This is a genomic window from Nitratireductor sp. B36, assembly GCF_020833685.1.
GTDB lineage: Bacteria > Pseudomonadota > Alphaproteobacteria > Rhizobiales > Rhizobiaceae > Nitratireductor.
The window spans coordinates 159,006-185,431 of record NZ_JACKZY010000003.1 but is presented as its reverse complement, the minus strand read 5'-3'; the positions used below and the strand labels follow the sequence as shown (position 1 = coordinate 185,431).

21 protein-coding genes and 1 tRNA gene are annotated in these 26,426 nt (G+C 62.7%); 18 read left to right on the top strand and 4 right to left on the bottom strand.

Going from position 1 to position 26,426, the window contains the following annotated elements:
* Window positions 1–5: 5 nt before the first annotated feature.
* From tsaE to trxA, 5 genes are all read left to right on the top strand, one after another.
* Entirely contained in the window at window positions 6–1,514 is a 1,509-nt protein-coding gene (gene tsaE / locus H7H48_RS12590; RefSeq protein ID WP_229449419.1) for a tRNA (adenosine(37)-N6)-threonylcarbamoyltransferase complex ATPase subunit type 1 TsaE, read from the top strand.
* Window positions 1,511–2,248 carry a nucleotidyltransferase family protein gene (locus H7H48_RS12585; RefSeq protein ID WP_229449418.1) on the top strand — a complete coding sequence of 246 codons (738 nt, stop codon included), beginning with the start codon at window positions 1,511–1,513 and terminating at the stop codon, window positions 2,246–2,248. The genes tsaE and H7H48_RS12585 overlap by 4 nt, the downstream gene beginning before the upstream one ends.
* Entirely contained in the window at window positions 2,238–5,363 is a 3,126-nt protein-coding gene (gene addB / locus H7H48_RS12580; protein WP_229449417.1) for a double-strand break repair protein AddB, read from the top strand. Before H7H48_RS12585 ends, addB begins: the two co-directional genes overlap by 11 nt.
* Window positions 5,360–8,884 (top strand): double-strand break repair helicase AddA, encoded by a 3,525-nt coding sequence (gene addA / locus H7H48_RS12575; RefSeq protein WP_229449416.1) that lies wholly within the window; start codon window positions 5,360–5,362, stop codon window positions 8,882–8,884. The genes addB and addA overlap by 4 nt, the downstream gene beginning before the upstream one ends.
* Window positions 8,885–8,958: 74 nt before the next feature.
* A complete protein-coding gene (trxA, locus tag H7H48_RS12570; protein WP_007009092.1) occupies window positions 8,959–9,282 on the top strand; it encodes a thioredoxin in 324 nt (107 codons plus the stop codon).
* 295 nt (window positions 9,283–9,577) lie between these two features.
* Here trxA and H7H48_RS12565 read toward each other — a convergent pair whose 3' ends face one another.
* Complete coding sequence (locus tag H7H48_RS12565; protein WP_229449415.1) at window positions 9,578–10,384, bottom strand: undecaprenyl-diphosphate phosphatase; 807 nt, start codon at window positions 10,382–10,384, stop codon at window positions 9,578–9,580.
* 139 nt (window positions 10,385–10,523) lie between these two features.
* Here H7H48_RS12565 and H7H48_RS12560 point away from each other — a divergent pair, with 139 nt between their 5' ends.
* The 9 genes from H7H48_RS12560 (at window position 10,524) to H7H48_RS12520 (ending at window position 19,129) form a co-directional block, all read left to right on the top strand.
* Window positions 10,524–11,216, top strand: coding sequence for a glutathione S-transferase family protein (locus tag H7H48_RS12560; protein WP_065816731.1), 693 nt, complete (start codon window positions 10,524–10,526; stop codon window positions 11,214–11,216).
* Complete coding sequence (gene queG, locus H7H48_RS12555; protein WP_229449414.1) at window positions 11,216–12,346, top strand: tRNA epoxyqueuosine(34) reductase QueG; 1,131 nt, start codon at window positions 11,216–11,218, stop codon at window positions 12,344–12,346. The genes H7H48_RS12560 and queG overlap by 1 nt, the downstream gene beginning before the upstream one ends.
* A complete protein-coding gene (locus tag H7H48_RS12550) occupies window positions 12,343–13,227 on the top strand; it encodes an SDR family oxidoreductase (protein ID WP_229449413.1) in 885 nt (294 codons plus the stop codon). The genes queG and H7H48_RS12550 overlap by 4 nt, the downstream gene beginning before the upstream one ends.
* A 73-nt stretch (window positions 13,228–13,300) precedes the next feature.
* Window positions 13,301–14,344, top strand: coding sequence for a penicillin-insensitive murein endopeptidase (mepA, locus tag H7H48_RS12545; RefSeq protein WP_370633372.1), 1,044 nt, complete (start codon window positions 13,301–13,303; stop codon window positions 14,342–14,344).
* 128 nt (window positions 14,345–14,472) lie between these two features.
* The gene (locus tag H7H48_RS12540) at window positions 14,473–15,501 is read left to right on the top strand and encodes a glucokinase (RefSeq protein WP_229449412.1); all 1,029 of its coding nucleotides are present in this window, start codon (window positions 14,473–14,475) and stop codon (window positions 15,499–15,501) included.
* 117 nt (window positions 15,502–15,618) lie between these two features.
* Window positions 15,619–17,439: an ABC transporter ATP-binding protein gene (locus H7H48_RS12535; RefSeq protein ID WP_229449411.1), complete on the top strand. Its 1,821-nt coding sequence runs from the start codon at window positions 15,619–15,621 to the stop codon at window positions 17,437–17,439.
* Entirely contained in the window at window positions 17,436–18,248 is an 813-nt protein-coding gene (gene dapB, locus H7H48_RS12530) for a 4-hydroxy-tetrahydrodipicolinate reductase (protein ID WP_229449410.1), read from the top strand. The genes H7H48_RS12535 and dapB overlap by 4 nt, the downstream gene beginning before the upstream one ends.
* Before the next feature lie 32 nt (window positions 18,249–18,280).
* On the top strand, window positions 18,281–18,901 hold the full coding sequence (locus H7H48_RS12525) for a 2,3-bisphosphoglycerate-dependent phosphoglycerate mutase (RefSeq protein WP_229449409.1): 621 nt from the start codon (window positions 18,281–18,283) through the stop codon (window positions 18,899–18,901).
* A 143-nt stretch (window positions 18,902–19,044) separates the two neighbouring features.
* Window positions 19,045–19,129, top strand: a tRNA-Leu gene (locus H7H48_RS12520).
* A gap of 79 nt (window positions 19,130–19,208) precedes the next feature.
* On the opposite strand, the gene H7H48_RS12515 is transcribed toward H7H48_RS12520, so the two are convergent.
* Entirely contained in the window at window positions 19,209–19,988 is a 780-nt protein-coding gene (locus H7H48_RS12515) for a GGDEF domain-containing protein (RefSeq protein WP_229449408.1), read from the bottom strand.
* Window positions 19,989–20,217: 229 nt separating this feature from the next.
* Between H7H48_RS12515 and H7H48_RS12510 the strand changes: the two genes are divergently transcribed.
* Window positions 20,218–20,574 (top strand): septal ring lytic transglycosylase RlpA family protein, encoded by a 357-nt coding sequence (locus H7H48_RS12510; RefSeq protein ID WP_229449407.1) that lies wholly within the window; start codon window positions 20,218–20,220, stop codon window positions 20,572–20,574.
* 19 nt (window positions 20,575–20,593) lie between these two features.
* Here the strand turns inward: H7H48_RS12510 and H7H48_RS12505 are convergent, their stop codons facing one another.
* The gene (locus tag H7H48_RS12505; protein WP_229449406.1) at window positions 20,594–21,949 is read right to left on the bottom strand and encodes a bifunctional diguanylate cyclase/phosphodiesterase; all 1,356 of its coding nucleotides are present in this window, start codon (window positions 21,947–21,949) and stop codon (window positions 20,594–20,596) included.
* A 386-nt stretch (window positions 21,950–22,335) separates the two neighbouring features.
* Here H7H48_RS12505 and gshB point away from each other — a divergent pair, with 386 nt between their 5' ends.
* The 3 genes from gshB to H7H48_RS12490 all read left to right on the top strand — a co-directional run bounded on the left by gshB (window position 22,336) and on the right by H7H48_RS12490 (window position 25,909).
* Window positions 22,336–23,280, top strand: coding sequence for a glutathione synthase (gshB, locus tag H7H48_RS12500; RefSeq protein WP_229449405.1), 945 nt, complete (start codon window positions 22,336–22,338; stop codon window positions 23,278–23,280).
* A 254-nt stretch (window positions 23,281–23,534) separates the two neighbouring features.
* A complete protein-coding gene (locus H7H48_RS12495; protein ID WP_229449404.1) occupies window positions 23,535–25,070 on the top strand; it encodes a YifB family Mg chelatase-like AAA ATPase in 1,536 nt (511 codons plus the stop codon).
* A gap of 215 nt (window positions 25,071–25,285) precedes the next feature.
* A complete protein-coding gene (locus tag H7H48_RS12490; protein WP_229449403.1) occupies window positions 25,286–25,909 on the top strand; it encodes a LysE family translocator in 624 nt (207 codons plus the stop codon).
* A gap of 57 nt (window positions 25,910–25,966) precedes the next feature.
* On the opposite strand, the gene H7H48_RS12485 is transcribed toward H7H48_RS12490, so the two are convergent.
* The gene (locus H7H48_RS12485) at window positions 25,967–26,410 is read right to left on the bottom strand and encodes a DUF1801 domain-containing protein (RefSeq protein WP_229449402.1); all 444 of its coding nucleotides are present in this window, start codon (window positions 26,408–26,410) and stop codon (window positions 25,967–25,969) included.
* Between the last annotated feature and the right edge of the window lie 16 nt (window positions 26,411–26,426).

Here is a 26,426-nt window from a genome sequence, read left to right as displayed (position 1 = left end):
ACCGTATGACAGCACGCGTTCTGGAACGCTTCCTGCCGGATGAAGACGCAACCACGCTTTTCGGCGAGGATATCGCCGTGGCGCTGCGGCCCGGCGATATTCTGGCCCTGAAGGGCGATCTCGGTGCCGGCAAGACGACACTTGCCCGCTCCATCATCCGCGCCTTGGCCGACAATCCGGAGCTGGAGGTGCCAAGCCCCACCTTCACGCTGGTGCAGAGCTACGAAGCGCGCATCCCCGTGCATCATTTCGATCTCTATCGGCTGGCCGATCCCGACGAGCTGGAAGAGCTCGGCCTGTTCGAGATGGCGGACGATGGCGTTGCACTTGTCGAATGGCCCGAGTGTGCTGGCGAGCGCTTTGCTGATGCGATCCGCATTGAGCTGCACGACAGCGGTGAAGGGCGGCTTGCGGTGGTGGCGGGGCCCGAGGAAGCGATGCTTCGGCTCGAGCGCAGCTTCGCCATTCGCGATTTCCTCAACAATTCCGGCGAGCTGAGCGCCCATCGCGCCTTCCTTCTGGGCGATGCTTCACTGCGGGCCTATGAGACCGTGACGACACGCACGGGCGCCCGCCGTATCCTGATGAATGCGCCGGAGCGCCGTGATGAGCCGCTGCTTGAGTGCGGGCGTCCCTATAGCCGCATCGCGCACCTGGCGCAGTCCGTCGCCGCCTCCGTTGCCATGGCAAACGCCATCCGCGCCCGCGGCTTCTCGGCCTATGAGGTTTATGCGCAGGATCTGGAAACGGGGCTACTCCTCACAGAGCATCTGGGCGAAGCGCCGTTTCTCTCGCCCGAAGGTGAGCCGGTGGCCGAACGCTATGTGGCGGCGGCGCGCCTGCTGGCAGCCCTCCACCGTGATGCCTGGCCGAAAGAGATGCCGGTCACCGATCAACTCGTTCACGAACTGCCGCCTTATGATCGCGAGGCGCTCGGCATCGAGGTGAGCCTCTTAACGGACTGGTACATGCCCTTCATGGCCGGACGTCCCGCAAACGATGCGGAGCGCGCGGGCTATATGGAACGCTGGAACCGGCTCTTCGCACGCCTTGAAGACTTCGAGAAAAATCTCGTCCTTCGCGATTTTCATTCGCCAAACCTGATCTGGCGGGCGGAGCGCGAAGGGTTCGACCGGCTGGGGCTGATCGATTTGCAGGATGCGGTGTGCGGGCCGGCAGCCTATGACGTCGCCTCATTGGCGCTCGATGCCCGCGTGACCATGCCCGAAGCGCTGGAACGCGCTGTGGTGGAGGCTTATTGCGCTGCCCGCGCCGAGCAGGGGCCGTTCGATCGCGAAGCGTTCGACGAGGCCTATGCGATCTGCGCCACCCAGCGCAATTCCAAGCTGCTCGGCACCTTCGTGCGGCTGGAGCAGCGCGATCACAAGCCTTTCTACATCAAGCACCTGCCGCGCATCCGCGCCTATCTTCGCCGCGCCATGGGCCATCCCGTGCTGGACGAGCTGCGCACATTCTATGAAGAGGCCGGCTTCCTGAGCGGAGACGAGGCATGAGCGGAACAGTCCCGAAGAAGGCGATGGTGCTGGCCGCCGGGCTCGGTAAGCGCATGCGCCCCATCACCGACACCATGCCCAAACCGCTGGTGAAGGTCGCCGGACGCACGCTGATCGACAGGGCGCTCGACATGCTGGAGCGTGTCGGGGTCGAAACGGCCGTGGTGAACGTGCATTACCTCGCCGACCAGATGGAAGCGCATCTGGCAGGCCGCACCGCGCCGAAGATCGTCATTTCCGATGAACGCGCAGAGCTTCTGGATTCGGCCGGTGGCGTCATCCGCGCTCTCCCGCATCTTGGTGATGCGCCCTTCTTCATTCTCAATGCCGATACGTTCTGGCTTGAATCTGGCACGTCCAATCTCGAGCGCATGGCCCTTGCCTGGGAGCCTGAGACCATGGATATTCTCCTCATGGTTGCAGACACCGAACAGGCGACGGGTCATTCCGGCTCGACCGATTACCGAATGGATGCACAAGGCCGCCTCACCCGTGATCGCGGCGTGGAAGGCGGCGTCATCTATGCCGGCGCGATCGTGCTTCACCCGCGCATCTTTGCCGGTGCCGGCAACGAACCACAGTCTCTCAACGCCTATTTCGATGCCGCCGAGGCCAAGGGCCGGCTTTTCGGTATGAGGATGGACGGCGCGTGGATCACCGTCGGCACGCCGGACGCCATCGCCCCTGCCGAAGCGGTGGTGATGAAGCACGCCGGGAAGAGTGATGTCGGCTAAAGAGACCAGCCGCGTCTTTTCCATTCCCCCCGGCGTCGGCTTTCTGGAGACGCTTGTCGAAGCCCTGTTTGAAGGCAGGCTCGTGCCGGGTTTTCGGCACACGGGCGATCCGCTGGCGCTGGCCGATGTCACCATCTATCTGCCGACCCGCCGCGCCGCCCGCGCCCTGCGCGATGTCCTGCTTCGAAAGCTCGACGGCCAGTCCGCCATCCTGCCCGTCATTCGCCCGTTGGGCGAGTTCGATGAGGAGGCCGCGCTGTTCGATACGGAAGGCGCCTCCGCGCTCGATCTCGCCCCGCCGATAGAGGCGCTGGATCGCATCCTGCTGCTGGCACCGCTCGTGCAGGCGTGGAAGGCGCGGCTGCCCGGCCATGTGGCGGCATTGTTTGAGGAAGGTGTCGTGGTGCCGGCTTCGGCGTCGGATTCCATCTGGCTCGCGCGCGATCTCGCCGGCCTGATGGACGAGATCGAAACCGAGGAAGCCGACTGGACGAAGCTCGCCAGCCTCGCGCCCGATGCGCTGGCGCATTGGTGGCAGGTGACGCTCGAATTCCTGCAGATCGTCACCGCCCATTGGCCAAAACTGCTGGAGGAACTCGACCGTTCCAACCCCGCCGCGCATCGAAACGCGATGCTGGCGGCAGAGGCCGCACGCCTCAAGGTTCATGCACACAAAGGCCCGGTCATCGCTGCCGGCTCCACCGGCTCCATTCCGGCGACAGCGCGGCTTCTGGCGACGATCGCCGGGCTGGAAAACGGTGCCGTGGTCTTGCCGGGTCTCGACACGCGGCTCGACGCACGGGCCTGGGAGGCGGTGGGTGATGCGGACGAGCCATCCGCCTTCGGCCACCCGCAGGCAGGGCTGAAGAAGCTGCTTTCCGCCATCGGCATCACCCGTGATGAGGTGGTCGAGCTTGGCGAGCCTGCCCCACCGCTTGCCCTGCGCCGCGCACTGGTCAGCGAAACCCTGCGTCCTGCCGAAACCACGGATGCCTGGCTCGAAAATCAGGCGCTTGCAGCCGATGCGACAGAAGGGGACGCGCTTTCCGGCGTGACCCTGGTCGAGACCGCAAACGAGCGTGAGGAAGCGCTGTCGATAGCCGTTGCGCTGCGCCTTGCCTTGACCGACGAGAACGCCACGGCGGCACTCGTCACACCCGATCGCGGTCTGGCGCGCCGTGTCGCGGTGGAGCTGCGTCGCTTCGGGATCGAGGCGGATGATTCCGGCGGCACGCCGCTCGCCGAAACCCCGCCGGCAACGCTGGCACGGCTGCTGCTCGAAACCGTGTTCCGCCCCGGCGAACCCATCGCCATGGTCGCCCTCCTCAAGCACCCATTGCTCCGGCTGGGGCTGAAGCGCGCCAGCGTGCGCCGCGCCGCCGAGACCATCGAGCTCGTGGCGCTGCGCGGTGGCACGGGCCGGCCGGATATCACCACGCTCGATGCTCTGTTTGAAACACGCTGGGGAGCGATTGAACGCGACACGCGCAAGCCCTTCTGGTTCCCGCGTGTCAACGACGCCGCACTGGCCGAAGCGCGCGCCGTGCTCGGTGCCCTGGTCGAGGCGCTGCGCCCACTGGCTGCGCTTCGCGGGCAATCGGGCATCGGCGTGCCCGAGATGGCGCGCAAGACAGTCGAAGTTCTCGAAGCGCTGGGCCGGTCCGAAGATGGCAGCCTCACCAACTACTATGACGGCGAGCGCGGACAGGCCATGGCCGCCTTCCTGCGCGGTCTGGTGGGTTCGCAAACCACCCTGCCCTTCGATGCCGCCGAGTGGCCGGCGGTCTTTGACGCGCTCATCGCCACCGAGGTGGTGAAACCCACCATGGGCGCAGACAGGCGCGTGGCCATCTGGGGCACGCTCGAAGCGCGGCTTCTGCATGTCGACACGATGGTTCTGGGCGGCATGAATGAAGGCACCTGGCCTGCCATTCCCTCCTCCGACCGCTTCATGTCGCGCCTGATGAAGGCCGAGCTTTCGCTGGAGCCGCCGGAGCGCCGCATCGGCCAGGCCGCGCATGATTTTATGATGGCGATGGGCACGAAGAATGTGGTGCTGACACGCGCCGCCCGCGCCGGCGATGCGCCGGCTGTCGCTTCGCGCTGGCTGCAGCGCCTCACGGCTTTTGCTGGCAAAGAAGTCGCCGAAACCATGCGTGCCCGCGGCCGGGAGCTGGTCGCATGGGCGCGCCTTCTGGACGACAGGCCCGACGAGGATTTCGCCCCCCGGCCCGAGCCTGCGCCGCCGGTCGAGGCGCGCCCCACGCGCTTCTCCATCACCGAGATCGAGACGCTGCGGCGCGATCCCTATGCCGTCTATGCCAAACGCATTCTGGCGCTTGTCGCGCTCGACCCGCTGATCCGCGATCCGGGTGCCGCGGAACGCGGCAATCTCTTTCACGATGTTCTGGAGCGCTTCATCAAGGAGGTGGAGGATCCGACTGCCCCCGACGCGCTCGACAGGCTGATCGCCATTGGCCGCGAGCTTTTTGCCGAAGCCGGTCTCCCGCAGGATGTGGCAACGGTCTGGTGGCCGCGCTTCGAGCGCACGGCGGCCTCCGTCGTCGAATGGGAGCGCGGTCGCGCCGAAGGCATTGCAAGGCGCCATGCCGAAATTCGCGCCTCGGCCATCGAGGTGGCAAAGCTCGGCCTCACCCTTTCAGGCCGCGCCGACCGCATCGACATCCGCGCCGATGGCAGCGCCGAAATCCTCGACTACAAGACCGGCGCCTCGCCGTCGCGCCGGCAGGCGCACACGCTTCTTTCCCCGCAGCTTGCGCTGGAAGCGGCGCTGCTTCAGCGCGGCGCGTTCGCCGATATCGATCCCGCCGAGCCCGGCGACCTTGCCTATGTGCGGCTCAAGGCCAATGGCGAGGTGGTGCCTGAATCCATCCTTCGCATGAAGGACAGCGACAAGACCGCGCCCGGCATGGCCGAAGAGGCATGGGAGCGGCTGGGGCAGCTTCTCGCCCATTATCACAAGCCTGAGACGGGCTATCGCTCGCGCGTCCTGCCCTTCCGCGAGGGCGATGTGGATGGCGATTACGATCATCTGGCGCGTGTGCTCGAATGGTCTGCCGGTGGCGATGCGGGCGAAAGCGGAGGGGACGAATGAAAAAGTTTCCCTTGATCCCCGAGGACACGATCAAGGCGCAGTCGCTTGCAGCCGATCCCGCCACATCGGCCTGGGTCTCGGCCAATGCGGGCTCCGGCAAGACCCATGTGCTTGCCCAGCGCGTGATCCGGCTTCTCTTGCAGGGGGCGGACCCTTCCAAGATCCTCTGCCTCACCTACACGCGCGCTGCCGCTGCCAACATGGCCAACCGCGTGTTCCGCGACCTTGCCGGCTGGAGCCTCCTGCCCGACGAGGCACTGTCCGATGTGATCGCAAGGATGGAGGGCAAGGAGCCCAACCGCGAGAAGCTCGCCCGCGCGCGGCGGCTTTTCGCCCGCGCGCTCGAAACGCCGGGCGGTCTGAAAATCCAGACGATCCACGCCTTCTGCGAGGCGATCCTGCACCAGTTCCCGCTGGAGGCAAACATTGCCGGCCATTTCGAGCTGCTCGACACGCAGATGGAGGAGGCGCTTCTTGCCGAGGCGCGGCGCGATCTCCTGTCCGGTGCCGCTGGCGAGGATGGCGCGCTGGCCGAAGCCTTTGCCGAGGTGCTGGAGCGCGGCGGCGAGAGCGGCTTGCAGGAGCTCCTGTCCGAGATCATCGCCCGCCGCGACGGCTTGCGCGCCTTTATCGATGAAATCGGCAACGACCCGGTGCCCTACAGCGCCCTGTTCGAGGAATTCGATTTCGCACCCGATGACACGGCAGCATCGATTGCCGCCTCCATCTGGCCGCTTCCGGGCTTCGATGCCGGTGCGTTTCGTGCCTTCGTGGCCGAGGCTGAGGCCGTCGACGCCAAAACGGTTTTGAAGAGCATCGTGCCCGATGCCAGCCGCGCCTTCGAGGAGGCGGACCCGCTGCGCCGGCTCGACCATCTGCGCAAGGGCTTTTTGAAGGCCGATGGCGGCGTCTATGGCGAAAGCACGTTCAAAAAGGCGCTGCGCACTGCCCTGCCCGACATTGTGGAGCGCTATGGCGAGGCGGCGGAGGCAATCCGCAATGCCGCCGACCGCGTGGCGCTTTTCCGCATGCTGGAGGCAACGCGTGCGGCCCTTGTCATCGCCGATGGCATGATCGCCCGCTATGAGCGTCTGAAACGCGCGCGTGGCTTTCTCGATTTCAACGATCTCATCATGCGCACCATCCGGCTTCTGGCCCGTGCCGATGCCGGGCCATGGGTTCAGTACAAGCTCGACAAGGGCATCGACCATGTGCTGATAGACGAAGCGCAGGACACGAGCCCCGAGCAGTGGCAGATCGTGCGCCTTTTGGCGGAAGAGTTCTTTGCCGGCGAAAGTGCGCGCGAGGGCCTCCTGCGCACCATCTTCGCCGTGGGCGATGAAAAACAGTCCATCTATTCGTTTCAGGGTGCGGAGCCGGCTGCCTTCGGCGAGAGCGGCCGCGCTTTTGAAAAAAAGGTGCGCGAGGTCGAGCGCCGTTTCGAGCGCCTGCGCCTGCGCTATTCCTTCCGCTCCACGGAGGATGTGCTGCGCGCCGCTGATCTCGTGTTCTCGAAAGCCGATGTGGCACAGGGGCTGACGCACGATCCCGAGCCGATCGAACATCTGGCCGTTCGCGCGGGCCAGCCCGGCTATGTGGAAGTCTGGTCGCCCATCGCGCCGGTCGCGGTGGACGAGCCGGAAGACTGGACGGAAGCCATCGACCACGCCTCCGCACCCGCCGTGCGGCTGGCCGAAACCATCGCACAGACCGTCGAGGACTGGATCCGCAATGGCGAGATCATCGAAGGCACCGGCAAACGCCTCACGGCGGGCGATGTGCTTGTGCTCGTGCGCAAGCGCGACCGTTTCGTGCACGCGCTCTCGCGCAGCCTGAAAAACCGTCACATAGATGTCGCCGGCGCGGACCGCCTGCGGCTCACCGCACACATCGCCGTGCAGGACCTGATTGCCCTTGGCCGTTTCCTGCTCCAGCCGCATGACGACCTCTCGCTGGCAGCAGTGCTGAAAAGCCCGCTCTTCGGCATGGATGAGGAACGCCTCTTCCGTCTGGCCTGGAACCGCGGGCACGCCGTGCCGCTGTTCGACGCCATGCGCGCGCAGGCGCTGGAAGATCCGGCAGTGGCCGGCATGGTCGAGACCCTGCAGAACTGGCAGAACGAGGCGGCGTTCAAGCCGGCTTTCGAGTTTTATGCGGGCCTTCTCACGGGCACCCGCGAGCGGGAGGGCGCGCGTCGGCTTTTCGTTGCCCGGCTTGGCCATGAGGCAAACGACATTCTCGACGAGTTCCTCTCCTTCGCACTCGCCGGCGAGCGCGCGGGGCTGAACGGGCTTGAAGCGCTGCTTTCGGCGCTTGAAGGGCAGGCGCCGGAAATCAAGCGCGAGATGGACCAGACGCGCGACGAGCTGCGCATCATGACGGTTCACGCCGCCAAGGGGCTCGAAGCGCCGGTGGTGTTTCTGGTCGATCCGGGCAGCGCGCCCTTCGTCTCCCAGCATCTGCCCAAGCTCATGCCCTTCGCGCCGCGCGGCGAAGGCTGGAAGGGCAAGGGTTTCCTCTGGCGCGCCGGCAAGGATGTTTCCAACACGGTGGCGGCCACCTTTGAAGCCGACGCGAAGATCAAGGCGGAGGAGGAATATCGCCGACTCCTCTATGTGGGCATGACGCGTGCCGAGGACCGCCTCATCGTCTGCGGCTATCATGGCCAGCGCGAACCTCAGGAATTGACCTGGCTCAATGTTGTGCGCGCCGCGCTTTCCGGGGCCGACCGGGTGGAGGAACGGACAAGCCCGGAAATCTGCGCACCGGTCTATCGCTATCGTGTGAGCGATGCCCCGGCGGTGAAGCCTGAGGCGGAGAAACCCGCTGAGACCGCGCCCGAAACCGCGCTTCCCGAAGCCCTGCTCACGCCGCCGCCCATGCCGGTCGACCTGCCGCGCCCGCTCTCGCCGTCGCGTGCTGGCGCTCTGATCGAAGCTGATTACGAGCCGGTCCCCTCTCCCCTCTCCCCGGTTCTCGACGAGGCGCGCAAGCCGGGCTTTGCCATCCAGCGCGGTCTGGCGGTTCACAAGCTTCTGCAATTGCTGCCCGAGTGCCCGCAGGAGGAGCGTGAGGCGGCAACCGGTCGATATCTCGACCGTGTGGGCGGCACCTGGAGCAGCGAAGAGCGGCAGGCCGTCTGGCACTCGGTGCGCGCGATCCTCGAGGACACGCGCTTCGCGCCCATCTTCGCGCCTGGGTCCCGCGCCGAAGTTTCCGTCATGGGCGAGCTCACGCTTGGCAAGCGCCGCCACGCCGTCTCCGGCAAGATCGATCGTCTGGCTGTTACCGATGAGGCGGTTCTGATCGTCGATTACAAGACCAACCGCCCCGCGCCAAAATCGCTGGAAGAAGCACCCGCCGCCTATGTCGCGCAGCTTGCGCTCTATGCGGAGCTCCTGAAACCGCTATATCCCGGCCGCAGGGTCGAGGCCGCGCTTCTGTTCACCGAAACGCCGGTTCTGCTGCCGGTGCCCGAGGATCGTCTGGCAGAGGCGCTTGAACGACTCACGGGAGCGTGACACAACAGAGCTTGACGCGACCCCGCGCCACCCCCACATGTGGTGTGACAGATTTGCCGATAAGGAGAATTCCCATGGCCACCGTGAAGGCGGACAAGAACAATTTCCAGTCCGACGTGCTGCAGGCGTCCGAGCCCGTGGTTGTCGACTTCTGGGCCGAGTGGTGTGGCCCGTGCAAGATGATCGCGCCCGCGCTGGACGAGATCGCCGCCGAGCTCGGTGGCAAGGTCAAGATCGCCAAGGTGAACATCGACGAGAACCCGGAACTGGCCGCGCAGTATGGCGTGCGCTCGATCCCGACCCTCATGATGTTCAAGGGCGGCGAAGTGGCCGACATGAAGGTCGGCGCCGCACCCAAGACGGCGCTTTCGGCGTGGATCAACGGTGCCGTTGCCTAAAACGCCGCCTGCAGAGACATGAAAAACCCGGCCTCGCGCCGGGTTTTTTGTTGGATGGGTGATCTGTGTTCATGTGGACGCGCCGCCATGGCATTGATGGGGTGCGTGGTTCGACAAGCTCACCATGAGGGAGGTAGATGATTGCAGTTCCCGTCCGTAACCTCACCGAAGCAGGCTTTTCCGCGATGCTCCACTTCCCTCATGGTGAGCTTGTCGAACCACGCACCACACCGCTGCCATAAAATCGAGGCGGAACAATCTGAAAACCGGATTCCACACTTCGATTTCGGCAGGCTCAACCCCACACAAGCAGCGCGATCAGCCCGACACTGCCCACGAGCAGCCGCCACCAGCCAAACAGCGCATAGCCGCGCCGCGATACGTAGCCAAGCAGCCAGCGCACCACCATAAGCGCGGCAAAGAAGGCGGCGATGAAGCCGATGGCGATGATCTTCACATCGGCTGCCGAGAGAAGATCGTAATTCTTGTAAAGATCATAGGCGAAAGCGCCGGTCATGGTCGGCATGGCGAGGAAGAAGGAAAACTCCGCCGCCGAGCGCTTGTCTGCGCCCATCAAGAGCCCGCCGACGATCGTCGCGCCCGAGCGCGAGGTGCCCGGGATCATTGAAAGGCACTGGAACAGACCGATGCCAAGATACATGGAGAGCGGGAATTTCGTGATGTCGTGATAGCGCGGTTTCGTTGCCCGGCGATCCACCCAAAGCAACACAAAGCCGCCCAGAATCAGCATCACGCAGATCAGAAGCGGTGTTTCAAAGAACACGGTCTTGATGATCTTGTAGGCCAGAACGCCAATCACTGCAGCCGGCAGAAAGGCGATCAGAATGCCGATGACGAAGCGCCGCGTGGCCGGATCGCGCGGCAGGTCGATGAGCATCTGCCAGAGGCGCGCCGCATAGACGCTGAGGATCGCCAGAATGGCGCCGAGCTGAATCAGAACCTCGAAGGCCTTGCCGGTGGATTCAAAACCGAGAAAGTGGCCCGCGAGAAGAATGTGCCCGGTCGAGGAGACGGGAATGAACTCCGTCAGTCCTTCGAGGACGCCAAGAAGGAGGGCCCCCACGATGGTCTGATCCGTCATGTTAGCTCCTCAATCATGGCTTGCTTGTCAGCAGATACGTCTCCCCCTATAGCAGAAGGGAGTACTTGCAGAATCAGGTAATTGAAGAATTACCGCCAAGGCCATGAAATGGCCAGAGCCTTCCGTTAGAAGCGACCGCATGCTGACCCTGTTTCATCATCCCCTCTACGCTTCCTGCCGTTTCATCCGGCTTTCCTTTGGCGAATATGGCGAGGAACTCGCCCTCATCGAGGAACGCCCATGGACGCGGCGCGAGGAGTTTCTCACGCTCAATCCGGCCGGAACCATTCCCGTGCTTCTGGCCGAGGGCGATCATCCCATTGTCGGCGCCACGGTCATCGCCGAGTATCTCGACGAGACACGTGGTGCGCTCAAACGCGAAAAGCGGTTGATGGCGGAAGATTCTGTCGACCGCGCGGAAATCCGCCGTCTGGTTGACTGGTATCTCGTCAAGGCTGATGCCGATGTCACCCGGCATCTGGTGCGCGAGCGCGCCCTCAAGCCGCAGATGGCTGGCTCGGAAGGTGGCGGTTCGCCGGATTCAGCAGCCATCCGAGCCGCCCGCACCAATGTGCGCCAGCACATGAAATACACCAACTGGCTGGCCGGTACACGCGACTGGATGGCCGGCAAACGTCTCTCCTATGCTGACCTCGCGGCAGGCGCCACGATCTCGGTTCTGGATTATCTGGGTGAAATCGAATGGAATGATTATCCGGCGGCGCGAGACTGGTACACCCGCATGAAATCGCGCCCCTCTTTCCGCTCCATTCTGGCTGACCGCGTGCGCGGGCTTTCCCCCGTCTCTCACTACGCGGATCTGGATTTCTGATGAAACCCGCGCAGGCCGACAGGCTTCGCGCGTTCGTCGAAAGGGAGGCGCGCGCGCTGGGCTTCGATGCCGTCGCCGTGGCTTCGGCGGAGCGTGCCCCCTCGCGGGCGGCCGAGCTTGGCCATTTCCTCAAGGAAGGCCGGCACGGCAGCATGCAATGGATGGAGGAAACGGCGGACCGCCGCGCCCATCCGCGCGATCTGTGGCCGCAGGCGCGCTCTGTCATCATGCTGGGCATGAACTACGGCCCGGACGAAAACCCGCTTGAGATCCTGGAGCGTCGGGACCGGGCGGCGATCTCCGTGTATGCGCGTAACCGCGATTATCACGATGTGATCAAAGGCAGGCTGAAACAGCTTGCCGGCAAACTCGCCGCCCGCACCGGCGAGGATGTGAAGGTTTTCGTCGACACCGCGCCAGTGATGGAAAAGCCGCTCGCTCGCGAGGCCGGCCTTGGTTGGCAGGGCAAGCACACCAATCTGGTGAGCCGTGAATTCGGTTCCTGGCTGTTTCTCGGTTCCGTCTTCACCACCGCAGAGCTTGCCCCGGATGCGCCGGAGCGCGACCATTGCGGCTCCTGCCGTGCCTGCCTCGACATCTGCCCGACCAGCGCGTTTCCCGCGCCCTACCAGATCGATGCGCGGCGCTGCATCTCCTATCTCACCATCGAGAACAAGGGGCCGATCCCGCGCGAATTCCGCATCCCCATGGGCAACCGCATCTATGGCTGCGACGATTGTCTCGCCGCCTGCCCGTGGAACAAGTTTGCTCAAGGCGCCGCCGAGGCGAAGCTTCAGGCCCGCGAGGATCTGAAGGAGCCGCCGCTGTCCTCGCTTCTGGAGCTGGACGATGCCGGCTTTCGCGCCTTCTTCTCCGGCTCACCGGTCAAGCGCATTGGCCGCGACCGTTTCATCCGAAATGTGCTGATCGCGGCGGGCAATTCCGGCGAAGCCAGTCTTGTTGACCCATGCGAGCGCCTCGCCGAAGATGGCTCACCTCTGGTGCGCGGCGCCGCGGTCTGGGCGCTTTCCCGGCTCCTGGATGAAAAGGCGTTCGCAGCGATTGAAACGCGATTGCGCCCGCAGGAGAGCGACACGCAGGTACAGGCTGAATGGGACGGGCCATCATGACCAAGCGATTCTTCATCTTCGGCGCAGGCTATTCCGGTCGGGCCATCGCCCGCGAGGTGTCTGGTGAAGCGGCCTTCGTGGCCGGCACCACGCGAAGTGCCGAAAAAACCGATGGCCTGAAGCGCGCGGGCATCGTGCCCTACTTGTTTCAGGGCACCATTCCTGCCGAAGCGAAAGATGCGCTGGCCTCCACCACGCATCTCATCGTCAGCATAGCACCGGACGCTGAAGGCGATCCCGTACTGGCTGCCGGGCGCGAAATCATCTCCCGGGCCATGCCCTCGCTCAAATGGATCGGCTATCTCTCAACAGTCGGCGTTTACGGAGATCATGGCGGAGCATGGGTGGATGAAACCGCAACCTGCGACCCGGTCTCCGACCGTTCGAAGCAGAGGCTGGTCGCAGAGAACGACTGGATGAGACTTGGCGCAGAGCTCAATCTGCCCGTCGCCATCATCCGCCTGTCCGGGATTTACGGGCCGGGGCGCAATGCGTTCTGCAGTCTCGAAGCGGGAAAGGCACGCCGCATCGTCAAACCGGGCCAGGTGTTCAATCGCATTCACGTGGACGACATCGCCGGCGCAACGGCGCATCTTGCACGCCGTTTCGAGACGGGCATCTTCAACGTGACCGATGATGCGCCATCGCCTCCACAGGACGTGGTGGCCCATGCTGCCGCTCTGGCAGACCGCGAGCCACCGCCAGAAGTATCATTTGAAGACGCGGACCTCTCTCCCATGGGGCGGTCGTTCTATGGCGAGTGCAAACGTGTTTCGAATGCGCGGCTCAAAGGCACGGGCTACCGGATGCGGCATCCCGAGTATCGCGCCGCGCTCGAAACCATGTGGGCAGACGGAAGCTGGCGTGAAGCGGATTCGTAAACGAATGCGGTAAGCGAATGGCAAGCATGTTATGATTCGATGATCGCGCGGGTGGGCTGACAACGAGGAAGCGATGCGATTCCAACGGACTTTCAAATTGGTGGCCCTGGCCATGCTTGGCCTTTGCACCACAATTGCCTCCGTTCAGGCCGAACCTCTCGCCAAGGAGCTTTTTGGAGCCAAGAAACTCCCGGCCGCCACACGGCCGGCAGCCTATGGTTTTTACTCCAAGGGCTGTTTTTCGGGCGGCGTTGCAATTGCACCTGATGGGCCGCACTGGCAGGCCATGCGCCTCTCGCGCAACCGTCGTTGGGGGCATCCTGCCTTGATCTCACTGCTGGAGCGTTTGTCGAGAGAAGCCGCGCAGGACGGCTGGCGCGGGCTTCTCGTCGGGGACATTTCGCAGCCGCGCGGCGGTCCCATGCTTTCCGGTCATGCGTCGCATCAGATCGGGCTGGATGCCGATATCTGGTTCACCCCGATGCCAGCCCAGCGCATGAGTGTGACGGATCGCGAACGCATCAGCGCCGTCTCGATGCTGAAGAACGATTCCCTCTACGTCGACGACAAAAAATGGTCTCCCGCCCACGAAGCGGTTTTGCGTCGCGCGGCAAGTTATTCCGAAGTCGAGCGAATTCTCGTTCATCCGGGTATCAAGAAGAAGCTTTGCGATACCGTGCGCGGTGATCGCTCCTGGCTGAGCAAGATCAGGCCATTCTGGGGGCATCACTACCATTTTCATGTCCGCATCGGTTGCCCGGCTGGCTCCACCGGCTGCAAACCGCAAAGCCCGCCCCCTCGCAGTGAAGGGTGCGATGATTCACTTGCATGGTGGTTCACAGATGAACCATGGAGGCCGGCGAAGGGCCCCGCCAAGCCCAAAGCCCGGGACGTGATGACCATGGCGGCTCTGCCCTCCGCCTGTCGGGCTGTCCTCGATGCACCCAGTCCGGATTCCGAAGCTGCGGTGACGGTGGCCGGTCAGGGGGGAGTTCCGCAGGCTGCAGCGGCTGATCTGCCTGTACTCGGCTACCAGCCCGCCAGCCCTGCCAGTGTCCTGTCGGCGATGCCGCCCGCACGGGTTCCCCGACCGACCAATAGGCCCGGGTTTCAGTAAAACCAATCGGCACGGATGCGGCAGGCGCGCAGACTTTTTGCTGTCGGCGCGCTTGCGTTCCGTCTTTAACCGATTTAATTCCGCTTTAACCCCTATCTTTGAAGCGGCAAATCGTCAGAGTCTGTGCCATGCATTTCAAGAATGAGAACGATACAGCCCTGCGATTTCCCGTCCTGATCGGCGACATTGGCGGCACCAATGCGCGCTTCGCCATCCTGGTGGACTCCAACGCCGAGCCGAAAACATTTCCGGTGGTGCAAACCGCGGACTTCGCGACCATCGACGAAGCCATCCAGAGCGCCATCCTCGACCGCACCTCCATCATCCCGCAATCGGCGGTGCTGGCGGTGGCTGGTCCGGTCGAGGGCGATGAGATCGACCTGACCAACTGCGACTGGGTCGTGCGTCCGCGGAAGATGATGGAGACGATGGGTTTTAGCGACATCATCGTCATCAATGATTTCGAAGCCCAGGCGCTGGCTGTGGTCGCGCTCGACGACGACAATCTGGAAATGGTCTGTCCCGGGAGGTCGGAAGCCACCGGCAGTCGCGTGGTCCTTGGACCCGGAACAGGGCTTGGCATGGCCGGCCTGGTTCACGCGCAGCACACCTGGTTTCCGGTGCCGGGCGAAGGCGGGCACGTCGATATGGGTCCGCGCTCCGAGCGCGATCTCGAGATTTTTCCGCATCTGGAGCGTATTGAGGGTCGCGTTGCCGCTGAGCAGATCCTGTGCGGGCGCGGCATGGTGAATCTCTACCGTGCAATCAATGCTGCCGACGGCAAGAAGCCGGTTCACGAGACACCTGCGGAGATCAGCAGCGCCGGTCTCGAAGGGTCCGATCCCGTGGCGGTCGAGACGCTTGATCTCTTTGTCACCTATCTGGGGCGGCTTGCCGGCGACATGGCGCTCATCTTCATGGCGCGGGGCGGCGTGTATCTGAGCGGCGGCATCGCGCAGAAAATCGTTCCGACGCTCAAGAACGGCCATTTCCGAGCAGCTTTCGAAGACAAGGCACCGCACGGAGCTCTGGTAAAGGACATTCCTGTCTACGTCATCACGCACCCAAAAGCTGCTCTTGTTGGCCTCGCCGCCTATGCCCGCACACCCGTTCGTTTCGGAATCGAAACCCAGGGGCGGCGCTGGAAGACCGCATGAAAGCGGCTGCCGGGGCAGGATTCACCGTTGCATGAGCGCGGTCGAACGGGCATAGCCTGTTGCTGAAAAAGTGCGGCCGCTCACGCCCGGCCGCTTGGCTGAACAGGAACGGATGTTTTGAAGCTTGGAAAGAACAAGGCGGATGTGGGAGACGTTCTTCCTGTCATTCGCCGCATCTTCGCGGAAAACGGTCGCGACTATATCGGCCATTATGCGATCGCGATTGCCTGCATGTTGGCCATCGCCGCGACCACCGCTTTCAGCGCTTGGATCATGCGCGACATCATCGACGAGGTGTTCTATCGCCAGCGCTGGGAACTGGTCGGCTGGATTTGCGGCGCCATCGTGGCTGCCTTCGCCATCCGCGGTTTCGCCACCTATGGCCAGTCGGTCATGCTGGCAAAGATCGGCAACAACATCGTCGCCCGCTACCAGCAGCGCATGTTCGATCATCTCATGCGGCTTGGCATCGATTATTTCACCACCACGCGTTCCGGCCAGCTTGCCGCTCAGATCAGCCAGAACGTGACGGGCATCCGCGACCTGCTCAACATGACGGTCGCTTCCATTGCCCGAGATCTGGTCACGCTTATCGGTCTCGTGGCTGTCATGGTGATGCAGGACCCCCTGCTCTCGGTCATCGCTTTGGTCATTGGCCCGCCGCTCATCTATTCGGTCAATTATCTGATGCGCCGCCTGCGCCGCGTCACGCGTGAGGCCGTCGATGTGAACTCCCGCTTGCTGGGAGCCATGCAGGAATCGGTTCAGGGCATCGCCATCATCAAGGCCTTCACCATGGAGAAGCAGCTTTCGGACAAAATGTCAGGGCTGATTTCCTATGCCGAGGACCGCTCCAACAAGATCGCCCGCGTCTCCGAGCGGCTTGGCCCCATCACCGAGCTTCTGGCCGGCCTGGCGATTGCCGGCGTGATAGGCTATGCCGCTTGGCGCGCATCCGTCAGCGCGCAGCCGCCGGGGTCCGTTTTCGCCTTCATCACCGCTCTGCTTCTGGCCTATGATCCCGTGCGCAAGCTTGCCCGCGTCCAGGTCAATCTGGAACGCGCGCTGGTCAATGCGCGCATGATCTACGAGATCCTCGACACCGAGCCGCAGCAACGCGATGCGCCGGGGGCAGGCACGCTTTCGGTCAGTGAGGGCACGGTCACCTTCGACAAGGTCGCCTTTTCCTATGGTGACGATCTGCCCGTTCTGCACGGCGTCAGCTTTGTTGCAAAGGCGGGTGAAACCACGGCCATCGTGGGCCCGTCGGGTGCCGGCAAGTCCACGCTCTTTGCGCTTCTCCAGCGTTTCTACGATCTCGATGGCGGCAAGATCGAGATTGACGGGCAAGATATTTCGTCCGTCACCAAGAGCTCGCTGCGCAATGCCATCGCCTATGTGTCGCAGCAGCCTTATCTGTTCGAGGGCACAATCCGCGACAACATCCGTTATGGCCGCCCGGACGCAACCGACGCGGAGGTGGAGGAAGCAGCAAGACTTGCCTTTGCCGACGAGTTCATCCGCCAGCAGGCAAAAGGTTATGACACGCTGGTGGGCGAGAATGGCGCCAATCTTTCCGGCGGCCAGCGTCAGCGCATCTCCATTGCCCGGGCCATCGTGCGCGACGCGCCGATCCTTCTCCTCGACGAGGCGACCTCCGCACTCGACAACGAGTCCGAGGCCCGGGTCCAGCAGGCGCTGGAAGGCATCATGGAAAGCCGCACCACGCTCGTCATCGCACATCGGCTCTCCACCGTGGTCAATTCCGACCGCATCATCGTTCTGGAAGAAGGGCATCTGGTTGAGGAAGGCACCCATGAGAGCCTCCTCGCCAAGCCACATGGCATCTATGCACGCTTCCACCGAATGCAAAGCCAGAAGGGCGAGAACCTGCTCGCCAACACCACCGCATCAGAGCCGCAGGAGCAGAACACATGAGCGATATGGGGCTTGTCATCGTCGGCGCGGCCGGCCGCATGGGGCAGACGCTCATCCGCACCGTGCATGCCATGGAGGGGTTGCGTGTGGCAGCCGCCGTGGAGCGTCCGGGTTCTCCGTTCCTTGGCCGCGATGCGGGTGAGCTTGCCGGCATCGGCACGATCGATGTCGCCATCACCGATGACCCGCTGGCAGCCTTCGCGAAGGCCGATGGCGTGCTGGATTTCACCGCGCCGGACTCCAGCGTGGAGTTTGCCGGCTATGCCGCTCAGGCGCAGATTGTCCATGTGATCGGCACAACGGGCTTCGCACCGGAACACGAAGCGAAGATCAAGGCCGCTTCCCACCACGCCACCATCGTGAAATCAGGCAATATGAGCCTTGGAGTGAACCTTCTCGCCGTACTGGTCGAAAAGGCCGCCCGCGCGCTGGAGGCGTCCGATTTCGACATCGAGGTCCTGGAGATGCACCATCGTCACAAGGTCGATGCCCCCTCCGGCACGGCTCTGCTTCTTGGCGAGGCCGCTGCAAAGGGTCGCGAAATCGCGCTTGCGGAAAAGAGTGTGCGTGTGCGCGACGGGCAGACCGGCCCGCGCGAGGAAGGCACGATCGGCTTTGCCACGCTGCGCGGCGGTTCCGTTGTCGGCGAACACTCGGTCATTCTGGCTGGTGCCGGTGAGCGCATCACGCTTTCGCATCAGGCTGAGGATCGTGGCATCTTCGCCCATGGGGCGGCAAAGGCCGCCCTTTGGGCCCATGGCCGCAAGCCCGGCCTCTATTCCATGCTCGATGTGCTCGGGCTCAACTGAACCTTCCACCACGAAGCAACAAGGAACGCACCATGTCCGGCACCCTCATTCTCGTTCGTCACGGTCAGAGCGAATGGAACCTGAAGAACCTGTTCACCGGCTGGCGCGATCCGGGCCTCACCGAGAAAGGCCATGAGGAAGCAAAGGATGCCGGACGCCGGCTGAAGGCCCGTGGCTTCAAGCCGGACATCGCCTACACCTCGGTCCTCTCGCGCGCGCAGGTCACCAACGACCACATCCTCAAAGAGCTCGGGATGGAGGATCTGGAGACCATCCGGGATCAGGCGCTCAATGAGCGCGACTATGGCGATCTTTCGGGCCTCAACAAGGACGATGCACGCGCCAAATGGGGTGAGGAGCAGGTGCATATCTGGCGCCGTTCCTACGACACGCCACCCCCCGGTGGCGAGAGCCTGAAGGACACGGGCGCACGCGTTTGGCCCTATTTCCTGCACGAGATCCTGCCGCATGTGCTGCGCGGCGAGACGGTTCTGGTGGCCGCCCATGGCAATTCGCTGCGCGCCCTCGTCATGGCGCTCGACGGTCTTTCAGGCGAGGAGATCGTGAAGATGGAAATCGCCACCGGCGTTCCCATTGTCTACAAGCTCAACGCTGATTCGACCGTGGCGTCGAAAGAGGTTCTGGAAGATTGATCCATGACGGCAGGGCGGCTCCACGGCACCCCTGCCCGCTTTCGTGAAAGTCCACGGTGTCGGGCTTTGTCATTTTCCTGACAAACAACAAGAATCCGCGTTGACACGGACGGGCTTGGCCCTTACATCGGCATCGCACACCTGCCCAGGTGGCGGAATTGGTAGACGCGCACGGTTCAGGTCCGTGTGCCGCGAGGCGTGGAGGTTCGAGTCCTCTCCTGGGCACCATTCTTTCATATCGAATGTGTATTTTCCGGCGCTGCGTGATCGTTTCCGCAGCGCTTTTCATTTGGGTGAGGCTGGGCCTTCAGGAAGCCGTGCGCAGCTGTACGGTCACCGTCTCCGGGTCTGGCGCGCACACCTGGTTGCGGCCTCGCCCCTTCGCTGCGTAAAGCAGTTCGTCGGCGATTGCCATCAGCGTGGAAAAGTCCGCACCCGCCTCCACGAATGACACCCCGATGCTGACACTGAGTCGGGCTGTCCCGCCTTGTACCGTCCGGACTTCGATCCGCTCGACACTTCGCCGCAAACGTTCGGCAACTGCTCTGCCGCGGGAAAGGGACGCGCCTTTCAAAAACACGCCGAACTCCTCGCCGCCGATCCGCCCGGCAATGCCTTCCGCGCCAAACAAGCCCTGAATGACAGTCGCGATTGCGGCGAGCGCACGGTCCCCGGTCAGATGTCCGTGCGTGTCGTTGATGCCCTTGAAGTCGTCGGCATCGATGATGAGCAAGACGCCGCCTGCGCCCTGCCGTCCTGCCTGGTTCAGCTCCTCGATGAAGGTGTTCCGATTGAGCAGTCCGGTCATGTCATCGATGCGTGCGGATGCGGCAAGCCTGCGATAGAGGCCTGCGAGTTCGCGGTGGGCAGCCTCGAGTTCCTGATGCGCCAGCGCAATCCTGTGATTCTGGTAGAACGTGAAGGCGCTGGCCGGGAATGCGATCAGCAGCGGGCACAGCGTGCTCATGAAGACGCCAAACCAATTCATGGAACCGCCGGTCAGGCGGATCGCCACCCAGGAGATCGCCAGTGAGGCGATGATGGAAAGAAGCGTCGCGATCGCAGCTTTGAGCAGAACCGGTTTCATGGTTCGGCGGATATCAGCCGCCCGTTACCCCAACGTTAAGGGCGAGGGTTCCACCGGCTGGGACAACGCCCCTTCATCGCCTCATTTGGCGGGTAAGGCGCTTCCCGGAAACATTGTTTTCCGGTTTTTCATCCGGAATTGGGTGAAATCCATCCTGTGGATCGCCTTAACCATTCCGCGAAACGCTTGAAGGGGCCTTTTGCCCCGCAACGCAATCCAGGACGATTATATGCATAAGCGACTTTCCCGCAGCGTGGTGATCACGCCGGCAGCCGCCCTGCTCTTGGCTGTGGTGACCGTGCCAGCCTTTGCGCAGTGCGGTGGCGCCTCTTGGTACGCCCTCACCTCAAAGACAGCCTCTGGCGAGCGGATGAACCCGGCGGCGATGACCGCGGCGCATCGCACCCTGCCCTTCGGCACGAAACTGCGGGTGACCAATAAGAGAAATGGACGCAGCGTCGTCGTGCGGATCAACGATCGCGGACCGTTTGTTCGCGGCCGGATCCTTGATCTGTCGAAGGCTGCGGCTGCCAAGCTTGGCTTCATCCGGGCCGGCCATACGAGGGTCTGCCTGCAAAGAAGCTGAACCGGTTGCTCCAGCTTGCTCAGATGATGCGTTTGCGTTGCGCGGGGAACCAACTGTTCTGGCGAAGATAGCCCAGCGTCTCGTCGGCGTTGCAGGGACGGCCGAAGAGAAAGCCCTGCCCGCCTGCGCAGCCGAATTGCACCAGGCGGTCGGCCTGGGCCTCCGCCTCGATGCCTTCGGCCACCACATCCATCCCCAACCCTTCGCACATGGCGAGAATAGCGCGGATGATGTGTTCGGACGGACGATCTTCCAGAATGGAAGAAACGAAGGCGCGGTCGATCTTCAGCTTGTCGAAGTGAAACTCGCGAAGCCGCCCCAGGCTCGACTGGCCGGTCCCGAAATCATCCAGCGAAACGCGGATCCCGACACGGCGCAGATCTTCCACGATGCGGCGGGCCGAAGCAGGGTCGTTCATAAGGCCGGTTTCGGTGATTTCGATTTCCAGCCGCCGTGGGTCGAAGCCCGTCCGCTCCAGTATGGAGAGGATCTGCAGGCCCGTATTGTGGTCCACGAGCTGTGATGGCGAGAGATTGAAGGACAGAAACAGGTCTTTCGGCCAGTCGCGCGCGGCCTCGGTGGCCTTGCGAAGGACGAGCTGAGAAAGCTGGCCGATAATGCCGCGCTCTTCGGCGATGGGGATGAAAATACCGGGGGAGACGGGTCCCAGATCCCGGTCTGTCCATCGGGCCAGTGTCTCGAAGCCGACAGTGCGGCGCGTTTCAAGATCGACGATCGGCTGGAAGTGCGGCTCCACCTCTCCCGCAGCAACGGCGCGTCGCAATGCCTGTTCGATATGGGTCACCCGCTTGGCGGCTTCTTCCATCTCGCGGGTGTAGACCACCACAGCCCCGCGCCCGGTGCGTTTTGCCTGATAGAGCGCGGTTTCGGCCTTGTTGAGCAGAACCTCGCTTGTTTCCTCTTCGGAATAGTAGAGCGAGCAGCCGGCCGAAGCCGAGAGCCGCGCCGTGCGCTGACCCACGTCATAGGGGGCGGAGAGAATTTCAATCAGCAGCCTTGTTTTCTCGCGGGCGGTTTCTTCGCTGAAGACGAGGGGAAACAGAAACGCGAATTCATCGGCGCCGATCCGTGTCACGGTGGAATTGCCATCCATCGCCGCCCGGAGCCGCATGGCGACCTGTTGCAGGATTTCATCGCCGGCCGCGCGGCCGAAGAGGTCATTGATTGGTTTGAAGCCGTCAAGGTCGAGAACGCCGATGGCGAAGGGTGCGGGATCGTCGGCGCGCTCCTCGATCAGTCGATCAATCTTGTCGAAGAACCGGCGCATGTTTCCAAGGCCCGTCAACGCATCGGTGAAGGCAAAATCGGACTGGTCTGCCGTTATCGTCCGTTCAGGTGCGGGCGCCGGCTGCATCGAAACTCCGTTGCTTTGGCGATTTTTTGATCACATGGGCCGAACCATGGACCTAAATTGTTTAGGAATCGTATCCAATACACCCACAATGCGCACTTGGTTTTGCTCGGTCTGAGAGCGGCGTCGCACATGGGTCGACGCTCTGTCTTGACACGCGGGTGTCCGCGCCGTCATCTGCTGACATTGGTGGATGGAGTTTGACGTCGCGGGCTGTTTGCCAGCACCTTGAGATCGGATGTCAAATACATAAATTCCACCCCGGGTCCCATCCCAGGAAACATAAAGCTGCCAGTGGCATCGTGTTTCCAATATTTGCTCTAGCGGCCTGGGCGGCCAAAGTGCGAATGTTGAATGCGTGCTGCCTAAGTCCCGCCGGAGTTTATTTCATGCCCCTCAAAATCGCGGTCCAGATGGACCATATTTCCACCGTTTCGATTGCCGGCGACACGAGCTTTGCGCTCGCGCTGGAAGCGCAGGCTAGGGGCCATGCGCTCTGGCACTACACGCCGGACAAGCTTTCCATGGTCGATGGCAAGGTCATCGCCTGGGCGGAAGCGCTGGAAGTGCGCGATATCAAGGGCGATCATTTCACACTGGGCGAGCCGCAGCGGCTCAATCTGTCGAAGATGGACGTGGTTCTTTTGCGTCAGGACCCGCCCTTCGACATGAACTACATCACCACCACCCACATCCTTGACCGGATTCACCCCGAGACATTGGTCGTCAACGATCCCTCCTGGGTGCGCAACAGTCCCGAAAAGATCTTTGTCACCGAGTTCGCGGATCTGATGCCCGAAACGCTCATCACGCGGGATACGCGCGAGGTCGACGATTTCCGCAAGAAGCACGGCGACATCATCGTCAAGCCGCTCTATGGCAATGGTGGTGCCGGCATCTTTCATCTCAAGGAGGGCGACCGAAATCTCGCCTCGCTGTTGGAAATGTTCATGGGAGCGTTTCGCGAACCCTTCATCGTTCAGCGTTATCTGAAAGAGGTAAGAGGGGGCGACAAGCGGATCATCCTTATCGAGGGCGAGCCCGTGGGCGCCATCAACCGGGTTCCCGCCGAGCATGATTCCCGTTCAAACATGCATGTGGGCGGGCGCGCCGAGCATGCGGAGCTGACAGATCGCGAACGTGAGATTTGCGCGCGCATCGGCCCGTCCCTGCGTGAACGCGGCTTCACCCTTGTCGGCATTGACGTGATCGGCGACTGGTTGACGGAAATCAATGTCACGTCACCGACAGGCGTAAGGGAAGTGAAGCGTTTTGGCGGGGCCGATATCGCAGCCTTGTTCTGGGACGCGGTCGAGGCCCGTCGGGCCCGTTGATAATCCCGCAAGACGAATCGTGCGTTCCTCAAACACAACCATTTGCAATCGGAAGACAACCATAGCGATTTCTCGTTCCTGAAATGTTCTTGATCTGGTCGCCGCAAGCTGCTTCAATGCGGTTGTGGGGCGATCGTATTTCTTGTTCTGGCTGTATTCCGGAACTGCGCATGTGATCGCTCAATTCTATTTTGGGCGTCTTGCAGGTGCGTGGCCATTTGCCCTGAGAGCGCTCCAGGGAGTGGGGGAAGCGCATGGTTTCGCATGTCTGCACCGTCGCCTTTCAAGGGGTGGAGGCCGTTCCTGTCGACGTGCAGGTCATGATCGCGCCGGGCAAGATGGGAATGCAGATCGTCGGGCTTGCCGACAAGGCGGTCGCGGAAAGCCGGGAGCGCGTGCAGGCAGCACTGCATGCGTCCGGCCTGTCGATGCCGCCCAAGAAAGTGACGATCAATCTCGCACCCGCTGATTTGCCGAAGGAAGGGAGCCATTATGATCTCCCCATCGCCCTCGGCCTGATGGCGGCGCTTGGCGCTGTCCCGTCGGATGCGCTGTCAGGCTATGTCGTTCTCGGTGAGTTGTCACTCGACGGCACCATCGCCGCGGTCAATGGTGTGTTGCCGGCCGCCATTGGCGCAAACGCCATGGAGCGCGGCCTGATCTGTCCCCATGCCTGTGGGGCCGAGGCGGCCTGGGCGGGTGCAGACATCGATATTCTCGCACCGCGCAGCCTGATCGCGCTCGCTAATCATTTCCGTGGCACCCAGGTGATGAATCGGCCCGAACCTGCGCTCTATCCTCCGCCGGCTTCGGTGCCTGACCTTGCTGATATCCGTGGGCAGGAAGCGGCCAAGCGGTCACTCGAAGTGGCGGCTGCCGGAGGGCACAACCTCCTGATGATCGGGCCGCCCGGAGCGGGCAAATCCATGCTGGCGCAGCGCTTGCCGTCCATTCTCCCTCCGCTGTCGCCGCGCGAGCTCCTGGAGGTGTCGATGATCGCTTCCATCGCGGGGGAACTGGCGGATGGGAAGTTGTCGGACCGGCGCCCCTTCCGAGCACCTCATCATTCAGCCTCCATGGCTGCCATCGTGGGCGGTGGGCTGAAGGCAAGACCGGGAGAAGCATCGCTGTCTCATCACGGCGTTCTGTTTCTCGATGAATTGCCGGAATTCTCGCCCCAGGTGCTGGATTCTCTGCGCCAACCCCTGGAGACAGCGGAATGCGTGATTGCTCGTGCAAACCATCGTGTCAGCTATCCGGCCCGCATCCAGCTTGTCGCCGCCATGAATCCGTGTCGATGCGGTATGGCAGGCGAGCCCGGTCATCGCTGCCGGCGTGGGCCGCGCTGCGTCTCGGATTATCAAGCGCGCATTTCGGGCCCGCTGCTCGACCGTATTGATCTGCGCATCGAGGTGCCCGCCGTATCAGCCGGCGATCTGATCGGCGGAGCAGAGCGGGCCGAAACGAGCGCCGTTGTCGCAGAACGGGTGGGTTTCGCCCGGCAAAAACAGCAAGCCCGCTATGTCGCGCTCGGCCTTCCCGCGTGGACGACCAATGCATCCTGCTCCGCGGCTCTCATGGAAGATGTCGTTGCGTTGGATGCCGATTGCACCAGCTTGATCCGTGATGCGAGTGAAAAGCTCGGCTTCTCTGCCCGTGCTTATCACCGGGTGCTCAAGGTCGCCCGCACTCTCGCCGATCTTGATGGTGCCGAAGATGTTGCGCGACCGCACATTGCCGAAGCGATCTCCTATCGCATGACGGGGCAGGCAAGGGAGCATGCAGCTTGAACCGGAGCCTGACATAGCGCCTACGCAAGGGACGTGCACGGGGCAGGATTGCGCGAGTTTCAAAACGCTCGCATAGTCGATTTCATCGCTGGATGGCGTCGGGACGCGCACAACCGGATGATGGCATCTTTGTCACGCTCGGTGGTCAGAAGGCAAACAGGTGAGGCGTCTTTCGCATTTGCTGTAAGGCGCACAACGTTTTTGGGAGCGAAAATATGGTCGAAACCGGAACCCTGCTGACTTACGCTTTGGTTGTCCTGGGGTTGTTTCTGATCCCCGGACCCGCGGTCCTGATGACACTGGCCCGCGCCGCCGCCGGTGGCCGTCGTATCGGCATCGCCACCGGGCTCGGTATTGCAGCAGGTGACCTGGTGCACACACTCATGGCAACGGTTGGTTTGTCGGCTATTCTCATGACCTCCGCACTGGCTTTCGCCGTTGTGAAATATGCTGGTGTCGCGTACCTGATTTATCTCGGCATCAGCGCCTTTCTTGAAAAAACAGACCGCTTCGATCTGCCAGCCGTGCGGCCTCTGACCGCCCCACGGGCCTTTCGGCAGGCGCTCTACGCTGAGGTGCTAAACCCGAAGACGGCCCTGTTTTTCCTCGCTTTTCTGCCCCAGTTTGTTCAGCCAACGGGATCGGCCGTCGTCCAGCTTGCAACACTCGGATCCGTGTTCGTCCTGATGAGTGCGGCTTACACTTCACTCATCGCGATTGCCGCTGGTTGGGTTGGTTCATGGCTGCAACGCAATCCAGCGATCGCCCGTTGGCAGGGGCGTGTCGTAGGCACAATCTATCTGGCGCTCGGCGCGCGGCTTGCTTTTCAGGAACGTTGATCTTTTCGTATAAAATAAGCCGGCTACTGAACTTGTAGAGACCAGGATGATAGCAACCTAGGGCTTCCAGCCGGGCAGGGCGAATGCCTGCCCTATCCATGATGAGAATTGCGCCTCGTCGAGCGCTTCATCCTCGTGAAGGTGAAGATAGCGTGAGTTGGCGTCCTTGGATGCCACGGGCGGGAGGGGCTTGAGTGAAGCGCCTTGAAAGAAGGCGATTTTGACGTATCGCGTAAAACAGTGAAGGCCGAGGAACCAGCCTTGGCCTTCGATCCCGTAGAGTGGTGAATTCCACTTTACCGCCTTGCGCACTTCGGGAAGCTCGCGAACGATCAAGCTGTCTATCATACGGCCCGCCTCACGTTTCCAGCCCGGCATCGCCGCAATATAGGCCTGGACGGGGCCGTCCCCGTCACCTTTGGGGATTTGCGGGTTTCCGCCGCTGAGAAGGCGTGGCACCTCTTCGCGCCCGGCGGTCTTGTCTGAAGCGCTTTTTACCATTTGCTTGGTTCCTGCT